Genomic DNA, 16,477 nt, shown 5'->3' with positions numbered 1-16,477 from the left:
CCCCGTAATCCAGCTCCTCCCCACCCAACCCCAGGGGCTCGACCGAGCCCCGCGCGGACACTCCAGCAAGGCCCGCCAGCACCCCCCGGCGGGCCGGACGTCCCGGGGTGAACCTCCGGCCCCGCAGCCCCGCTCGCTCCTGGTTCGCCGATGCCCTGACCACATTGCGAACTGGAGATCCACGTGGCCGGCCGTATCGAGGACTACGCACTCATCGGGGACATGCAGACCGCTGCCCTGGTCAGCAGGGACGGGGCGGTGGACTGGCTCTGCCTCCCCCGCTTCGACTCGCCGGCGGTGTTCGCCGGCCTGCTCGGCACCGATGAACACGGCTTCTGGCGGATCGGACCGGCCGAGGCCGTGGCGACCGATCTCCCCGCCCCGGCCACCGCCCCCGCCGAGGCCGCCCTGCCCCGCCTCGGCGACACCGCCGCCCTGCGCGTCCCGCCGCCCACCGCCGCCGCCCCCGCCGTGCCCGCCGCCCGCCGCCGCTACCGGGGCGACTCGCTGATCCTGGAGCAGGAGTGGGACTCCCAGGGCGGCACCGTCCGGGTGATCGACTTCATGCCGCCCCGCCCGCTGGCCGGCAAGGACTCCGTGCCGCAGATGATCCGGATCGTCGAGGGCGTGGCCGGGGCCGTGCGGATGCGCTCGGCGCTGCGGATGCGCTTCTCCTACGGCCGGATCGTCCCCTGGGTGCACCGGGTCGAGCAGGCCGACGGCGGCCACCGCACCGTCGCCATGGCCGGGCCCGACTCGGTCTGGCTGGACGGCGAGGCCGAGACCTACGGGCGCGACCTCACCACCTACGCCGACTTCACCGTCCGGGCCGGCGAGCGGATCGCCTTCGCCCTCACCTGGCAGGCCTCCCACCTGGAGCCGCCGGCCGTCCCGGACGCCGAGGCGATGCTCGACGCCACCGCCGGGTTCTGGCACGACTGGGCCGACCAGTGCACCTACCAGGGCCCCTACCGGGAGGCCGTGGTCCGCTCGCTGATCACCCTCAAGGGCCTCACCTACGCCCCCACCGGCGGCATCGTCGCCGCCCCCACCACCTCCCTGCCCGAGGACATCGGCGGCGAACGCAACTGGGACTACCGCTACACCTGGCTGCGCGACGCCGCGATCACCCTCTCCTCGCTGCTGCGCACCGGCTACCGCGAGGAGGCCCGCGCCTGGCGCGAGTGGCTGCTGCGCGCGGTCGCCGGCGACCCGGAGAACCTGCAGATCATGTACGGCATCGCCGGCGAGCGCGAGCTCACCGAGTCCTCGCTGGACTGGCTGCCCGGCTACGAGGGCTCGCTGCCCGTACGGATCGGCAACGGCGCCGCCGGGCAGCTCCAACTCGACGTCTACGGCGAGGTGGTGGAGGCCCTGCACCTGGCCCACATGACCGGCCTGGTCCGCAACGACCACGCCCTCCACCTCCAGCTGCGCCTGATCGAGTACCTGGAGGACCACTGGCAGAACCCGGACGAGGGAATCTGGGAGGTCCGCGGCCCGCGCCGGCACTTCGTCCACTCCAAGGTGATGGCCTGGGTCGCCGTCGACCGCACCATCAAGCTGCTGGAGCAGACCCCCGAGGACGCCCCCTCCGACAACCACCTGGAGCGCTGGCGCGTCCTGCGCGAGACCATCCACCGGGACGTCTGCGAGAAGGGCTACGACCCCGAGCGCAACACCTTCACCCAGTACTACGGAGGCAGGGAGCTGGACGCCTCGCTGCTGCTCATCCCCCAGGTCGGCTTCCTGCCGCCGGACGACAAGCGGGTGATCGGCACCATCGAGGCGATCCAGCGCGAACTGTCCACCGAGGACGGCTTCGTGCTGCGCTACCCGACCCACGACGAGTCCGGCAACAACGTGGACGGCCTGTCCGGCCACGAGGGCGCCTTCTTGGCCTGCTCGTTCTGGCTCGCCGACGACCTCGCCATGATCGGCCGGGTGCAGGAGGCCCGCGAGCTGTTCGACCGGCTGCTCTCCCTGCGCAACGACCTCGGGCTGCTGGCCGAGGAGTGGGACCCCCGGCTCAAGCGCCAGGTCGGCAACTTCCCGCAGGCGTTCAGCCACGTCCCGCTGATCGACACCGCCCTGCGGCTGACCGCCTGCGGCGCCGCGTACCTGTCGGCCCAGCCGGACGGCGCCGATACCGACCGGGCCGCGGAGCGGGTGGAGCGGGCGAGCGTCTGAGGGCTGCTCAGCCCCGCTGCACCAACTCGTCGTAGGTGCTGAGCACCTGGGCGACGGTGGCGGCCTCGTCCGGCCAGGTCTCGGCCTGCTGCCGGCCGGCCGCCACCAGCTGCTCCCGGCGGGCCGGGTCGGCGAGCAGCCCGCGCACCGCCCGGCCGAGCGCCGCGGGATCCCCGGGCGGCACCAGCAGGGCGGCGTCGCCGACCAGTTCGGGGATGCCGCCGACGGCGGTGGCGACCACCGGCACGCCGGCCCGCATCGCCTCCTGGACCACCAGCGAACGGGCCTCCCAGCGGCTGGAGACCACCACCACGTCGGCCGCGGCCAACAGGTCGGGTACGTCGGTGCGGTAGCCGAGCAGGCGCACCGGCAGCTTCTCGGCGGCGACCCGCTCGCGCAGCGGGCCCGCCTCCGGGCCGTCCCCGGCGAGCAGCAGCAGCGGCTCCGGGTCCAGCGCGGACAGCTCGGCGGTGGCGTCCAGCAGCGCCCCGAAGGCCTTCTGCGGGACGAGCCGGCCGACCGCCAGCACCAGCGGGCGGTCCGGGCCGTCGCCGAGCAGCGCGGCCCGCGCCTCGGCCCGGCCGAGCCGGCCCTCGGGCATCGGCGGGGCGGCCACCGGGCCCAGCCGGGCGTCGGTGGCGCCCAGTTCGCGGGCCCTGGCGACCAGGTCGGAGGAGGCGCCGAGGACCAGGTCGGCGGCGCGCGCCACCCGGCGCTCCATCAGCCGCTGCAGCCGCCGCTCCATGCCGGTGGCCAGCAGCGCGTGGTGCGAGGTGACCACCAGCGGGGTCTCCGGGCGCAGGCCCGGGAAGCGGCCGGCGGTGCGCAGCGCGAGGTCGGACAGCAGGCCGGCCCGCAGCCCGTGGGCGTGCACCACGTCGGCGCCGGTGAAGGCCCGGCGCAGCTCGCCGATCGCGGTGGCGTCGCTGCGGGCCCCCGAGGTGGGGGTGATGTCGACGGTGTGGAACCGCGCGCCGGTGCGGGAGAAGCCGAACAGCGCGTCCGTACCGGCCGGTGCGCAGACCGTCACGATCACCCCGTGCGCGACCAGGCCCTGGGCCAGGGAACGCACGTGCGCACCGATGCCGCCGGTGCTGGCGGCCAGAACGAGTACCACGTGCAGCTGCCCCGGTTCCGGGGCGGCCGCGGTGGCCCGGGCAGCGGAATGGTCCACGTCGTCTCGCATCCGACTCGATCAGGTTCGCGCGCCGCTTCGCGAGGATTGCCCGCCCGGCGGCGCTCGGGACTGGAAAGCCAGTGTCCAGCCGCCACCATGCCAGGTCGGCGGCCCTCTTGGACAGTCGGCGCCACCGGGGGCGCGTCGCCGTCCCGACGGGGAGGGCCGCCGGTTCGGGCTACCGGTGGCGAGGGGCCCGGGCGGTGGCCAGCAGCTCCTCGGCGTGGGCCCGGCCCAGCTCCGAGTCCTCCAGGCCGGCCAGCATCCGGGAGAGTTCCCGCACTCGCTCCTCGTCGTTCAACACCTTGACCCCGGAACGGGTCACGGTGCCGTCGACGGTCTTCTCCACCACCAGGTGCCGGTCCGCGAACGCGGCCACCTGCGGGAGGTGGGTGACCACCACGACCTGGGCGGATTCGGCCAGTTTGGCCAGCCGGCGGCCGATCTCTACCGCGGCCTTGCCGCCGACGCCCGCGTCCACCTCGTCGAACAGGTAGGTGGGGACGGGATCGGCGCCCGCGAAGACCACCTCGACGGCGAGCATCACCCGGGACAGCTCACCGCCCGAGGCGCCCTTGGCGATCGGGCGCGGCGGGGCGCCCGGGTGCGGGGCGAGCAGCACCTCGACCTCGTCCACACCGTGCGGCCCGTACGCGACGGTACGGCCGTCCAGTTCGATGCCGGCCAGGTCGTCGACCCGGGTGATCGAGAAGGTCACCCGGGCGTGCGGCATGGCGAGTTCGGCGAGCTCCGCGGAGACGGCCTCGGCGAAGCGCCCGGCCGCGGCCTGCCGGGCGGCCGACACCTCGGCCGCCAGCTCGGCCAACTCGGCCCGCAGCTCGGTCTCCTGGGCGCCGAGCTGGTCGATCCGCTCGTCGTCGCCGTCGAGTTCGGCGAGCCGGGCGGAGCCGGCCTCGGCCCAGGCGATCACCTCGGCGAGGTCGTTCCGCTCGCCGCCGTACTTGCGCAGCAGCTGGGCCAGCACGGCCCGGCGGTCCTCGACCGCGGCGAGGCGCACCGGGTCGGCGTCCAGGTCGTCGGCGTAGCCCGCGAGGTCCCCGGCGACGTCGGCCAGCAGGTAGCCGACCTCGTTCAGCCGGTCGGCCAGGGCGGCCAGCCGCTCGTCGTGGTGGCGCACGGCCTCCAGGGCGCGCCGGGACTGGGCGAGCAGGGTGCCCGCGTCCAGCGCCTCCGGGTCGGCCGGGTCGCCGGCCAGGGCGGCGTGGGCGAGGGTCGCGGCGGAGGACAGCGCGTCGGCGTGGCCGAGCCGCTCGGCCTCGGCGGCCAGCTCGACGTCCTCCCCGGCCACCGGCTCGGCGGCGGCGATCTCGTCCAGGCCGAAGCGCAGCAGGTCGGCCTCCTGGGCGCGCTCGCGGGCCCGGGTGGTCAGCTCCTCCAGGGTGGCCGCGACCTCGCGCAGGGCCCGGTAGGTCTCCCGGTAGCGGGCCAGCGGCTCGGCGACCGCCGCGCCCGCGTAGCGGTCCAGCGCGCCGCGCTGGCGGGCCGGGCGCAGCAGCCGCTGCTGGTCGGTCTGGCCGTGCACGGCGATCAGGTCCTCGCCGAGTTCGGTGAGCAGCCCGACCGGGACGGCCCGCCCGCCGACGTACGCCCGGGAGCGGCCCTCGGCGGAGACGGTCCGGCTGATCAGCAGCGCTCCGTCGTCCAGTTCGGCCCCGGCCTCGACGGCCCGGACCGCCGCCGGGGAGTCCGCGGGCAGTTCCAGCCGGCCCTCCACCACGGCGCGGCCGGCCCCGTGGCGCACCAGGCCGGGGTCGGCGCGGCCGCCGAGCAGGAGGCCGAGGCTGGTCACCACCATGGTCTTGCCGGCGCCGGTCTCACCGGTCACGGCGGTGAAGCCGGGAGCCAGCTCGACCACCGCGTCGTCGATGACCCCAAGATCCCGTATCCGCATCTCGTCCAACACGGAGACGACCTTACGAGGTTCCGCCCCCGGAGCGCGACGAGCGGCAACGGCGCGCGGCAACTCCGTGCCGCCGGGTTCACTCCTTCCGGGGCGTTTCGGCAGTGGTGGGCACCGTGCACCACGGCAGGAAGAACTGCACCAGCGGACCGATGAGCAGCGCGTACACCACCGTGCCGACCCCGGCGGTGCCGCCGAGCAGCAGTCCGACGGCGAGCACGGTGACCTCGATGCCGGTGCGGATCAGCCGCAGCGAACGCCCGGTGCGCCGGTGCAGTCCGGTCATCAGGCCGTCGCGCGGGCCCGGGCCGAGCCGGGCACCGATGTAGAGGCCGGAGGCCACGCCGTTGAGCAGCACCGCGGCGGCCATCAGCGCGGCCCGGGCGGGCAGGCCCTGCGGGCCGTCGACCACCCGCAGGGTGAGGTCCATCGACGCGCCGATCACCAGCACGTTGGCGACGGTGCCCACGCCCGGGCGCTGGCGTAGCGGGATCCACAGCAGCAGCACCAGGGCGCCGCAGATGGTCACCCAGGCGCCCACGGTGAGGCCGAACACACGTTGCAGGCCCTGGTGGAACACGTCCCAGGGGTCGAGGCCGAGGCCGGAGCGGAGCATCAGCGCCATGCTCGTCCCGTACAGGGCGAGGCCGACGGCGAGCTGCGGGAGCCGGCGGCCCAGCGCGTGGGTGTCGCCGAGGATCCGGACGGCAAGGCCCGGCCGGGCGGGCTGCGGACCGGGGGCGCCGGACGCGGCGGCCGTCGGGGAGGCGGGCGCGGTCGAGGCAGGCTCGGTCGAGGTGGACGCGGTCGAGGTGGACGGGGAGGTGGACGCGGTCGTGCTGGCCACTGCTGCTCCTGCGGGTGGTGCTGCACCCCGGGCCGGCCCCGGTGGTGGCGGCGCGGTGGCCGCCCTGCCATCATGAAGAGGCCAAAGTGGCTCATGACAGGGCCAATTCCGAGCAAGTGGACTGATCAGCGATGGCCGACTGGCACACCACCGTCACCCCGCCCGCGCTGGCCCGGCTGCTCGCCACCGCGCGACTGCCCGAACCGGCCACCGCCCGCCGCCCCGCCTACCGCACCCTGGCCGGGCAGATCCGGCTGCTGGTCACCGAGGGCCGGCTGCCGGTCGGCGCCCGGCTGCCCGCCGAACGCGAACTCGCCTCCGCCCTGGAACTCAGCCGCACCACCGTCACCACCGCCTACGAGGCCCTGCGCGGCGACGGCTACCTGCTCAGCCGCCGCGGCGCCGGCAGCTGGACCGCCCTGCCCGAGGGCGCCCCGCCGCCCAGCAACGCCCTGCACCCCGTCCCGCCGGACGAACAGGAACGGATCCTCGACCTCGGCGTCGCCGCCCTGCCCGCCCCCCAGCCCTGGCTGGGCCGGGCCGCCGCCCGGGCCGTCGAACTGCTGCCGCAGTACGCCGCCGGGCACGGCCACTACCCCACCGGCGTCCCGGTGCTGCGCGAGGCCGTGGCCCGCCGCTACACCGAGCGCGGCCTGCCCACCACCCCCGACCAGATCCTCGTCACCACCGGCGCGATGGGCGGACTGCACCTGGTCCAGCGGGTACTGGTCGGCCGCGGCGACCGGGTCGCCGTCGAGGCCCCCAGCTACGCCCACACCCTCCAGGCGCTGCGCCTCACCGGGGCACGCCTGGTGCCGGTCCCGTACGACGCCTCCGGCGCCCGCAGGCGCTGGGACCTGGAGGAGTGGCAGCGGGTGCTGCGCGGGGCCGCCCCCAAGGTCTCGTACGTCATCCCCGACTTCCACAACCCGACCGGCGCGCTGATCGACGAGGACCAGCGCCGTCGGCTGCTGGCCGCCGCCCGGGCCGTCGGGAGCATCGTGCTGGTGGACGAGACCACCGCCGAACTCGGCTGGGGCGTACCGGAGTCCACACCGCTGCCGCGCCCGGTGGCGGCGCTGGACCGGGCCGCCCAGGTGGTCACCGTCGGCTCGGCCGGCAAGCTGCTCTGGGGCGGCCTGCGGATCGGCTGGGTCCGGGCCGCGCCCGCGCTGGTCCGGCGGCTGGCCTCCGAGCGGGTCTACAGCGACGTCGGCACTCCGGTGCTCGACCAGCTGATCGCCGCCGAGCTGCTGGGCGAACCGCTCCCCGCCGTCCGCGCCCACCAGCTGGACCGGCTGCGGGCCACCGCGCACGCCTTCGCCGCCGCACTGCCCGAGCAACTGCCGGAGTGGAGCTTCCGGCTGCCGCCCGGCGGCCTCGCGCTCTGGGTGACCACCGGCGGCCTGTCCGGCGCGGCGCTCGCCCAGGCCGGGGAGCACGCCGGGATCCGGATCGCCGCCGGCAACCGGTTCGGCTCGGACGGCGCCTTCGAGCACCACATCCGGATCCCGCTCACCGTGCCCGCCCCGGCCGTCCCCGCCGCCGTGCGGCGGCTGGCCGCGCTGGCCGCCCGCGCCACGGCGGGCGGCCGGCTCGGCTCGGCCGACGAGGGCCAGGCGCTGGCGGTCTGAGCCGCCCGGACGCTCCGGCCGGCCGTCAGCAGGGGGTGTTCGAGCGGCCGCGCCAACCCGTCACCGGGAGCGCGAACTTGGCGACCAGCCGGTCGGTGAACGGCGCCCGGTGCAGCCTGGCCAGCCGCACCGGCGTCCTCCCCCGGCGCACCTCCACCCGCGCCCCGGCGGGCAGTTCGACCGAGCGGCGCCCGTCGCACCAGAGCACCCCGTGCGGGGTCTTGGGCTGCACCTCGACCGCCAGCACCGAGTCCGGCGAGGTCACCAGCGGCCGGGCGAACAGCGCGTGCGCGGAGATCGGCACCATCAGCAGCGCCTCCACCTCCGGCCACACCACCGGCCCGCCGCCCGAGAAGGCGTACGCCGTCGAACCGGTCGGCGTCGCACAGACCACCCCGTCGCAGCCGAAGTTGGAGACCGGACGGCCGTCCACCTCGGTCACCACCTCCAGCATCCGCTCCCGGGACGCCTTCTCGATCGACGCCTCGTTCAGCGCCCAGTCCTCGTGCACCACGTCGCCGTTGGTGCGGACGATGACGTCGATCGTCATCCGCTCCTCGACCTCGTAGTCGGCGTCCACCACCCGCTCGACCACCACGGCCAGGTCGTCCCGCTCCGCCTCGGCCAGGAAGCCGACCCGGCCCAGGTTGATGCCCAGCATCGGCAGCCCGTGCGAGCGCGCCAACTCCGCGCCGCGCAGCAGCGTGCCGTCCCCGCCGGCGACCAGGATCAGCTCGCAGCCGTCCGCCGCCCCCGGCCCCTCGGCCACCTTCTCGACCCCGTCCGGCAGGTCGAGGTCCACCGCCTCCGCCTCCAGCAGCCTGATCCGCAGCCCCGACTTCAGCAGCCCGTGCACCAGGGCCTCGACGCTGCGCAGCGCCGCCTCCCGGCCGGTGTGCGCGATCAGGAAGACCGTGCGTTCTTCATCGCTCATGCCGCTGCCCTCTCCCTACGCCTGCCGGGTCGCCCTCGGCCCGGTGCGGCCGCGCCATCCAGCATGACGGGCCGGACGCTCGCAGAGCACCCTATCGGGGCCCCTCCGCGACGGCCCGGTCCGCGTCCGCGGGGTCCAGCTGCGGGGCGTCCCGGCGCATCCAGAGGAAGTACTCGACGTTCCCGGACGGCCCCGGCAGGGGGCTCGCGGTGACCGCGCGCACGCCCAGCCCCAGCTCCCACGCCTGCCCGGCGACCTGCCGGACCATCTCGGCACGCAGCTGCGGGCTGCGCACCACCCCACCGCTGCCGAGCCGCTCCTTGCCGATCTCGAACTGCGGCTTGACCATCAGCACCAGGTCCGCGTCCGGGGCCGCGCAGGCGGCCAGCGCGGGCAGCACCAGGCCCAGCGAGATGAAGGAGAGATCGCCGACCACCAGGTCGACGGGGGTGCCGCCGATCGACTCCAGGGTCAGTTCACGGACGTTGGTGCGGTCCATCACCGTCACCCGCTCGTCGCTCTGCAGCGACCAGGCCAGCTGCCCGTAGCCGACGTCCACCGCCAGCACGTGGGCCGCCCCGGCCCGCAGCAGCACGTCGGTGAACCCGCCGGTGGAGGCGCCCGCGTCCAGCGCCCGGCGGCCCTCGACCACCAGGCCCTGCGGCACGAAGGCCGCGAACGCCCCGGCCAGCTTGTGCCCGCCGCGCGAGACGTAGTCGGGGTCGTTGTCGTCCTTCGCCACCACGACCGCCGCCGAGGTCTCCACCTGGGTGGCCGGCTTGGTCGCGGTGGTGCCACCGACGGTCACCCGGCCGGCCGCGATCAGCTCGGACGCGTGCTCACGCGACCGGGCCAGCTTGCGGCGGACCAGCTCCGCGTCGAGTCGGCGTCGTGCCACTGCCACTGGTGTTTCAGCTCCTACGGGTCCTGCGGATCATTCCCGGTCGAGTGCGGCCAACGCGTCGGCGAGCCGCTGGTGAACATCTTCGTACACCGCGACGTGTGCCTCGGCCGGGACCCCGTCCAGAGCCTCCAGCCGGGCCAGCCCGGCATCCACCCCGGGGTGCCCGGTGGGCAGCAGTTCGACGCCGAGCGGCCCGACCGCTGCGGCGGGCTGGGCGGGCTCGGGGGGCTGGGTGGGCTGGGCCGGCTCGGGGGGCTGGGCGGGCTCAGTCGGCTCTACGAGCTGGGCGGGCTCGGCCGGTGCGCCCGGCTCACTCGTCCCGGACATCGGGCTTCTTCGTGCTGCTGGCCTTGCGGACGGTGGTCTTCTTCGTCGCCGTGCGCTTGGCCGCCGTCCCGGCCCGGCCGACCGCCTCGGTCGGCTTCGCAGCGGCCGTCTTCTTCACCGTGGCCTTCTTGGCGACAGCGGTCTTCTTCGCCGCGGTGGCCTTCTTCGCCGGGGTGGCCGTCTTGGCCGGGGTGGTCTTCTTCGCCGGGGTGGTCTTCTTGGCGGCAGCGGTCTTCTTGGCGGCGGTGGCCTTCTTCACCACTGCGGCCTTCTCCGCCTCCGCCGCCGCCCCCTCCGCCGCCGGGTGCCCGGCCGCCGCCACGGGCCGCCGCGGTGCCACCGGCGGATCGACCTCGACCGGCTCGTCCACCTCCACCCGCTCGGCCACTATCGGCTCCGCCGCCACGCGCTCGTCCTCGAACTCCCAGCCGCGCCCGAACAGGTCGTCCGCCCGGGGCGCCGGCACCGGCTCCTCCGCCGGGTACCCGGCCGGGCCCGACCCGGCCTTGGCCACGGCCGGATCCTCCTCGACCTCGCGCAGCTTGCTCTCCAGGTACGCCAGCACCACGCCGACCTTGGTCACCTGGTCGCCGACCTTCTCGAAGGCCTTCTCCACCTCGTTGCGCGCCACCCCGACCGCCAGGTCCACCCCGGCCCGCCCGGCGGTGACGGCCTCCTCCGCCAGGGTCTGCAGCGTCTTCGCCGACGGCGGGAACTGGCCGCCCAGCCTGCGCTCGACCTCGGCCACGTCGACGCCGGTCTTCTCCAGGACCGCGGCCGCCGTGTCGACGACCCGCTTGCCGACCTCCTCCACCACCACGGCGGCGGCCGCCACCGCTCCCCGCACCGTCCTCGGCAGCATCCGGGTGCCTCCTCCGCGCCTGCACGCGCCCGCGCGCCGCGCTCCGTCGCCCTCGGCACCCGGGCGATTCCGGGCACCCCACTGACGACGCTACCGCCAAAACCCTCCTGAGGTACCGTGGCCCGGCAGTCCGCACCGTAGTGACCTGGGGATGGAGCGAGCGCCGTGGCGAACGCCGAGGAGTGCCGGGAGGCGCTGGAGCAGCTCAGCCGGAACATGGCGAAGGCCACCGGCGACGTCCGGAAGGCCGCCGCCCTCGACCGCTCGCTGAGCTGCCGGATCACCGACCTCGACCTGACCTTCACCGGGCAGCTGCGCGACGGCCGGATCCAGGACGTGGTCGCCGTGCCCGGCTCGCCCGCCGAGAAGGCCGCGATCCGGCTCACCATGACCGGCGACGACCTGCTCGCCCTGGTCGGCGGCGAACTCAACTTCGCCTCCGCCTGGGCGAGCGGCCGGATCAAGCTGGAGGCCGGCTTCCGCGACCTGCTGCGGCTGCGCACCCTGCTCTGAGGTCGTGGCCGGGCCGGGCGTCTGAGACGGACGTCCGTATCGAGGTCCGGTTCGTACGTCCGTGTCGGACGCCCGATCCGGACGCCCCGTCCTGGACACCTTGCCCTGGACGTCTTAATCGGACGTACGACTCAGACGGTCGTCTCGGACAACCGTCCAAGACGACCGTCCCGAACCACCTCAGAACCCGAGCTCGGCCAGCGCCTTCCGCCCGTCCACCGGCCCGCCGTCCGCGTCCAGCGCCGTCCAGGCCGCCGCGCACAGCGCCCGGAGGCCGTCCCAGCGGTCCCCGGCACCGGTCAGCCGCAGCGCACCGCCCTCCGCCACCGCCGTCCAGCCGCCGCACGCGAAACCGCCGCCCGCCGCCGTCACCGCCGTCACGGCCGGCTGCGCGACCAGCAGGCCTCGCAGGTCGGCCGCCAGGTACGTCGGCCGGTGCTCGACCGGGGCCGCCAGCAGCTGCGCCGGGGTGGTCACCCCGGTGAACACCAGCAGGCTGTCCACCCCGCCGTTGAAGGCGCCCTCGATGTCGGTGTCCAGCCGGTCCCCGACCACCAGCGGCCGCCGCGCACCCGTCCGCAGCACGGTCTCCCGGTGCATCGGCGGCAGCGGCTTGCCCGCCACCTCCGGGTCCACTCCGGCCGCCGCCCGCACCGCCGCCACCAGCGTCCCGTTGCCGGGCGCGATCCCCCGCGCCGTCGGCACCGTCATGTCGGTGTTGGAGGCGACCCACGGCAGCCCGCCGCGCACCGCGTACGCGGCCTCCGCCAGCTGGGCCCAGCCGACCGACGGGTCGAAGCCCTGCACCACCGCGAGCGGCTCCTCGGCCAGCGAGCGGACGGCGACCAGCCCGCGCTCGGCCAGCGCCTCCTCCAGTCCCAGCCCGCCCACCACCAGCACCTTCGCCCCGGCCGGCACCTTCTCGGCGACCACCCGGGCGGCCGCCTGGGCCGAGTTGATCACGTCCGCGGGCTCGGCCGGCACGCCCAGCTCGGTCAGGTGCTCGGCGACCACGCGCGGCGGGCGGGAGGCGTTGTTGGTCACGTACGCGAGCCGCATCCCGGCCGTCCGGGCCGCCGCCAGCGAGTCCACCGCGTGCTCGATCGCGTGCGGGCCGGCGTAGACCACGCCGTCCAGGTCCAGCAGCGCCGTGTCGTACGCCTCGGTCAGCGGGCGGTCGCTGCCGCCGGGGGCGGTCCGTCGCGCGGGGGTGGCCGTCTCGGTCATGCCTGCCCTACCTCATTCACTGCGGTTCGTCCGCGTTCTCCGCGGTTCGTCTGCTCGTCACTGCCCGCCCGGTCAGGCGTCCTCGTCGACGCCGCCCGGCTCTCCCCCGACCTGCCCGTGCACCCCCGGCTCACGGTAGCCGGGCGCTCCGGGCAGCAGCGGGCCGTAGGCTCCGGCGCGGGCCGCCAGGGTCGCCCTGGTCTGCCGCAGCGCCGCCCGGTAGTGGTCGGTCTCCGGCCGCATGGCCACCGCCAGCGCCAGGTGCTCGGCGGAGGTCTCGAAGTCGCCCAGCCTGGCCGCCGCGACCCCCCACCCGAACTGAGCGTAGTCGTCCGAGGGATCGGCCAGCGCCACCGCCCGGAAGTTCTCCAGCGCCGCCGCGTACGAACCGGCGTCGAACTGCGCCCGGGCCAGCGCCTCCCGGATGCTGCGCGAGTGCGGCTCGGCCGCCGCCGCCCGGGCCAGCAACTGCTCGGCCGCCGCCGGATGCCCCTGGGCCAGCAGCTCCGCGCCCCGCCGGAACCAGTCGTAGACGTCCCCGGCCGGCTCCCCGGGCCGCCCCTGGGCGGGCACGCCGCCCGTCGGCACGCGCTCCCCCGGCGCACCGCCGTCCAGCTGTTCCTGCCCGTCCTGCATGCCGTACCTCGCCCTCGGTCGTACACCCGCCCGACCGTTCGGCACGGGGATTCCGATCTCTCAACAACGCGTACCCGGTTACGATGCCCAGAATGAGCACACCCAGTGCAGAAGACGGAGTCGAGACTCCCGTGGGCGGCCCCGGCGATCCCGGGCACGTCGCCACCGCAGGCCTGTCCCTGTCCCCCTTCCGTGGCCTGCGCTACGTCCCCGACCGGGTCGGCGCGCTGGCCTCGGTGATGTCCCCGCCGTACGACGTCGTCGACCCGGGGCGCCGGCTCGACCTGGAGACCGCCGATCCGCACAACGTGGTCCGGCTGATCCTGCCCCGCCCGGAGCCCGAGGACGCCGGCGACCGCTCCGACCGTGACACCAAGTACCGGCACGCCGCCCGGCTGCTGGCCGCCTGGCAGCGCGAGGGCATCCTCGCCGCCGACCCGGAGCCGGCCATCTACGTCTACGAGCAGCGGGTCCCCGGCAACGGTGACGCGCCCGAACTGCTCCAGCGCGGCCTGATCGGCGCCCTCGCGGTGAGCGGCCCCGAGGCCGGCGTCGTCCTCCCCCACGAGGACGTGATGCCCCGGCCGGTCGCCGACCGGGTCGGACTGATGCGCACCACCCGGGCCAACCTCGAACCGCTGCTGCTCACCTACCGCGGCAACGGCGGCGCCTCCGGCGTCATCGAGCGGACCGTCGAGGGCGAGCCGCTGCTCTCCACCGCCACCACCGACGGCACCCACCACCGCCTGTGGGCCGTCACGGACCCCGCCGAGCTCGGCGAGATCAGCCGCGACCTGGCCACCTGCCGGGCCCTGATCGCCGACGGCCACCACCGCTGGGAGATGTACCTGCGGCTCCAGCGCGAACACCGCCACCTGCCCCGCAGCCCGTGGGACCGCGGCATGGTGCTGCTGGTGGACACCGCCCGCTACCCGCTGCGGGTCCGGGCCATCCACCGGGTGCTGTACCGGCTGCCGGTGGCCGAGGCCCTGGAGAAGCTCGGCGACCAGTGGCAGGTCAAGGAGGTCCCCGGTCCGCTGACCGCCGCCCTCCAGGCCCTCGCCGAGCAGAAGCGGCACGGCGGCAACGGCTTCGTCCTCACCGGCGGCGACGGCGTGTTCTGGCTGCTCGGCGAGCCCGAGGAGGCCCTGCTGGGGGCCACCGTGCCGCACGACCGGCCCGAGGAGTGGCGCCGTCTGGACGCCACCGTGCTGCACGCGACCCTGCTCGACCACACCTGGCACGTCCCCGACGGCCCCGACGACATCGGCTACCTGCACACCGCCGTGGCCGCCGAGCGCGAGGCCGCCCGCACCGGGGGCACCGCCGTACTACTGCACCCGGTCCGGGAGAGCGTGGTGCGACGGCTGGCCGAACAGGGCGTCACCATGCCGCGCAAGTCCACCTCGTTCGGGCCCAAGCCCGCCACCGGGCTGGTGCTGCGCAGTCTTCCGCTGGGCTAGCTCGTTTCGACCTGGGCTAGCGCCTTCCGACCGTTCCCGCCGGGCAGCAGGAACCCCCGGACGCCGTGAGGCCCTGCCGATCTCCCCCGAAGGGGCATCGGCAGGGCCTCACGGCGTGTTTCAGGGCGCTCAGGCCTGGGCGTCGCCCTCGGCCTCGGCCTTGTCAGCCTTCTCGGCCTCGTCAGCCTTGGCGTCCGCGGCACGCTCGGGGACCACGCCGTCGAAGTCCTCGTCGATCTCGAGGTCGTCCTCGTCGTAGAACTCCTCGACGTCCTCCTCGTCCTCGAAGATCACGCGGTCGTCGGAGACGTCGCCGCCGCGCTTCTTCGCCGGGGCCTCGGCCTGGTCGGCGTCCTCGTCGGCCAGCTCCGGGTCGAGCGCGTCGGTGAACTCCACACCGTCGATCTCGGCCAGGCGCTCCGAGGCGTTGGTCGAACCGTCGGTGTCGGCCTCGGCGGCCTTGGCGAACCAGTCACGGGCCTCGTCGCCACGGCCGGCCGCGATCAGCGCCTCGGCGTAGGCGTAGCGCAGGCGCGCGGTCCACGGGTGCACGGCGCTGGAGGCCAGCTCCGGGCTCTGCAGGGTGACGACGGCCGCGTCGAACTGCTCCATGTCGCTGCGGGCACCGGCCGCGACCAGGCGCATCTCCACCTGGCCGGCCTTGTCCAGCTGCTTCACCTCGGGCTCGCCGGCCATCGCCAGCGCCCGCTCCGGACGGCCCAGACCGCGCTCGCAGTCGGCCATCACGGGCCACAGGTCGGCACGACCGGTCATCCGACGGGCGGCGCGGAACTCGGTCAGCGCCTCGGAGTAACGCTGCGTCATGTACGAGGCGAAGCCGGCCGCCTCACGGACGGCGGCCACGCGGGACGCCAGCCGCAGCGCGACGCGCGAGTACTGGTAGGCCTCCTCCGCGTCACCGTCGAGCAGCCGGGCCACCATCACCAGGTTGCGGGCGACGTCGTCCGCGAGGGTCTTGGGCAGGCTCTTGAGCTCCTGACGCACGTCCGCGTCCAGCTCGAAGCCGGTGACGTCCTCCGGGATCGGCAGACGCTTGACCGGCTCGTAGTTGCCACGACGGTCGTCGTAGTCCCCACGGCCGCGCTCGCCTCCACGGTCGTCACGGTCGCGGTAGGACGGACGGTCGTCGCGACGGAAGCCGCCACCGCCCTGGCGGTCGTCACGGCGGAAGCCACCGCGGTCGCCGCCCCGGTCACCGCGGTCGCGGTTGAAGCCACCACCCTGCGGGCGGTCGCCACGGTCGCGGTTGAAGCCGCCGCGGTCGTCACGGTCCCGGTTGAAGCCACCGCCCTGCGGACGGTCGCCGCGGTCGTCGCGACGGAACCCACCACCCTGCGGACGGTCGTCGCGACGGAAGCCGCCACGGTCGTCCCGGTCACGGTTGAAACCGCCACCCTGGGGGCGGTCACCGCGGTCGCGGTTGAAGCCACCGCGGTCGTCACGGTCATCGCGACGGAACCCACTCGGGCGGTCGTCACGACGGAACCCACCACCCTGCGGACGGTCGTCACGACGGAAGCCACCACGGTCGTCACGATCCCGGTTGAAGCCGCCACCCTGGGGACGGTCGCCACGGTCGCGGTTGAAGCCACCACCCTGGGGACGGTCGCCACGGTCGCGGTTGAAGCCACCACCCTGGGGGCGGTCACCGCGGTCGCGGTTGAAGCCACCACCCTGCGGGCGGTCGTCACGGCGGAAGCCGCCACGGTCGCCACCGCGGTCGTCACGGTCGCGGAACGACGGACGGTCATCCCGACGCGGACGGTCGTCACGGTCATCGCGACGGAACCCACTCGGGCGGTCGTCACGACGGAACCCACC

Annotated in this window: 14 protein-coding genes and 1 pseudogene; 4 read left to right on the top strand and 11 right to left on the bottom strand. The window is 75.1% G+C overall.

Features of this window, described 5'->3' with window-relative positions:
• Positions 1-183 precede the first annotated feature (183 nt).
• Positions 184-2,190 (top strand): glycoside hydrolase family 15 protein, encoded by a 2,007-nt coding sequence (locus tag ACZ4W5_RS09330; RefSeq protein ID WP_465653711.1) that lies wholly within the window; start codon positions 184-186, stop codon positions 2,188-2,190.
• A 7-nt stretch (positions 2,191-2,197) separates the two neighbouring features.
• On the opposite strand, the gene ACZ4W5_RS09325 is transcribed toward ACZ4W5_RS09330, so the two are convergent.
• From ACZ4W5_RS09325 to yczE, 3 genes are all read right to left on the bottom strand, one after another.
• The gene (locus ACZ4W5_RS09325; protein WP_360238471.1) at positions 2,198-3,364 is read right to left on the bottom strand and encodes a glycosyltransferase family 4 protein; all 1,167 of its coding nucleotides are present in this window, start codon (positions 3,362-3,364) and stop codon (positions 2,198-2,200) included.
• Between the two features lie 181 nt (positions 3,365-3,545).
• Entirely contained in the window at positions 3,546-5,279 is a 1,734-nt protein-coding gene (gene recN, locus ACZ4W5_RS09320) for a DNA repair protein RecN (protein WP_360238497.1), read from the bottom strand.
• Positions 5,280-5,367: 88 nt separating this feature from the next.
• The gene (gene yczE, locus ACZ4W5_RS09315; protein ID WP_465653710.1) at positions 5,368-6,135 is read right to left on the bottom strand and encodes a membrane protein YczE; all 768 of its coding nucleotides are present in this window, start codon (positions 6,133-6,135) and stop codon (positions 5,368-5,370) included.
• A 131-nt stretch (positions 6,136-6,266) separates the two neighbouring features.
• Here yczE and yczR point away from each other — a divergent pair, with 131 nt between their 5' ends.
• Positions 6,267-7,769, top strand: a complete 1,503-nt coding sequence (yczR, locus tag ACZ4W5_RS09310) for a MocR-like transcription factor YczR (RefSeq protein ID WP_465653709.1) — start codon at positions 6,267-6,269, stop codon at positions 7,767-7,769.
• Between the two features lie 25 nt (positions 7,770-7,794).
• On the opposite strand, the gene ACZ4W5_RS09305 is transcribed toward yczR, so the two are convergent.
• From ACZ4W5_RS09305 to ACZ4W5_RS09290, 4 genes are all read right to left on the bottom strand, one after another.
• Positions 7,795-8,703: an NAD kinase gene (locus ACZ4W5_RS09305; protein ID WP_360238475.1), complete on the bottom strand. Its 909-nt coding sequence runs from the start codon at positions 8,701-8,703 to the stop codon at positions 7,795-7,797.
• A gap of 91 nt (positions 8,704-8,794) precedes the next feature.
• Positions 8,795-9,601, bottom strand: coding sequence for a TlyA family RNA methyltransferase (locus ACZ4W5_RS09300; protein WP_360238501.1), 807 nt, complete (start codon positions 9,599-9,601; stop codon positions 8,795-8,797).
• Positions 9,602-9,637: 36 nt separating this feature from the next.
• Positions 9,638-9,934 (bottom strand): hypothetical protein, encoded by a 297-nt coding sequence (locus tag ACZ4W5_RS09295; protein WP_465653708.1) that lies wholly within the window; start codon positions 9,932-9,934, stop codon positions 9,638-9,640.
• A complete protein-coding gene (locus ACZ4W5_RS09290; protein WP_465653707.1) occupies positions 9,918-10,796 on the bottom strand; it encodes a hypothetical protein in 879 nt (292 codons plus the stop codon). The genes ACZ4W5_RS09295 and ACZ4W5_RS09290 overlap by 17 nt, the downstream gene beginning before the upstream one ends.
• A gap of 165 nt (positions 10,797-10,961) precedes the next feature.
• Between ACZ4W5_RS09290 and ACZ4W5_RS09285 the strand changes: the two genes are divergently transcribed.
• Complete coding sequence (locus tag ACZ4W5_RS09285) at positions 10,962-11,309, top strand: alkyl sulfatase C-terminal domain-containing protein (protein ID WP_360238481.1); 348 nt, start codon at positions 10,962-10,964, stop codon at positions 11,307-11,309.
• A 180-nt stretch (positions 11,310-11,489) separates the two neighbouring features.
• Here ACZ4W5_RS09285 and ACZ4W5_RS09280 read toward each other — a convergent pair whose 3' ends face one another.
• Complete coding sequence (locus ACZ4W5_RS09280) at positions 11,490-12,536, bottom strand: HAD-IIA family hydrolase (protein ID WP_402479637.1); 1,047 nt, start codon at positions 12,534-12,536, stop codon at positions 11,490-11,492.
• Between the two features lie 72 nt (positions 12,537-12,608).
• Complete coding sequence (locus tag ACZ4W5_RS09275; RefSeq protein ID WP_465653706.1) at positions 12,609-13,172, bottom strand: tetratricopeptide repeat protein; 564 nt, start codon at positions 13,170-13,172, stop codon at positions 12,609-12,611.
• A gap of 92 nt (positions 13,173-13,264) precedes the next feature.
• On the opposite strand from ACZ4W5_RS09275, the gene ACZ4W5_RS09270 reads away from it, so the two are divergent.
• Positions 13,265-14,635 carry a DUF1015 domain-containing protein gene (locus ACZ4W5_RS09270; RefSeq protein ID WP_360238487.1) on the top strand — a complete coding sequence of 457 codons (1,371 nt, stop codon included), beginning with the start codon at positions 13,265-13,267 and terminating at the stop codon, positions 14,633-14,635.
• Positions 14,636-14,764: 129 nt separating this feature from the next.
• Here ACZ4W5_RS09270 and ACZ4W5_RS09265 read toward each other — a convergent pair whose 3' ends face one another.
• Both ACZ4W5_RS09265 and ACZ4W5_RS09260 read right to left on the bottom strand, forming a co-directional pair.
• Positions 14,765-15,640 carry a tetratricopeptide repeat protein gene (locus tag ACZ4W5_RS09265; protein ID WP_465653778.1) on the bottom strand — a complete coding sequence of 292 codons (876 nt, stop codon included), beginning with the start codon at positions 15,638-15,640 and terminating at the stop codon, positions 14,765-14,767.
• 156 nt (positions 15,641-15,796) lie between these two features.
• Positions 15,797-16,477, bottom strand: a pseudogene (locus ACZ4W5_RS09260) (tetratricopeptide repeat protein); the annotation flags it as partial.

Source organism: Kitasatospora sp. NPDC029367 (assembly GCF_055569135.1).
This window is presented reverse-complemented; position numbering and strand designations above follow the sequence as displayed.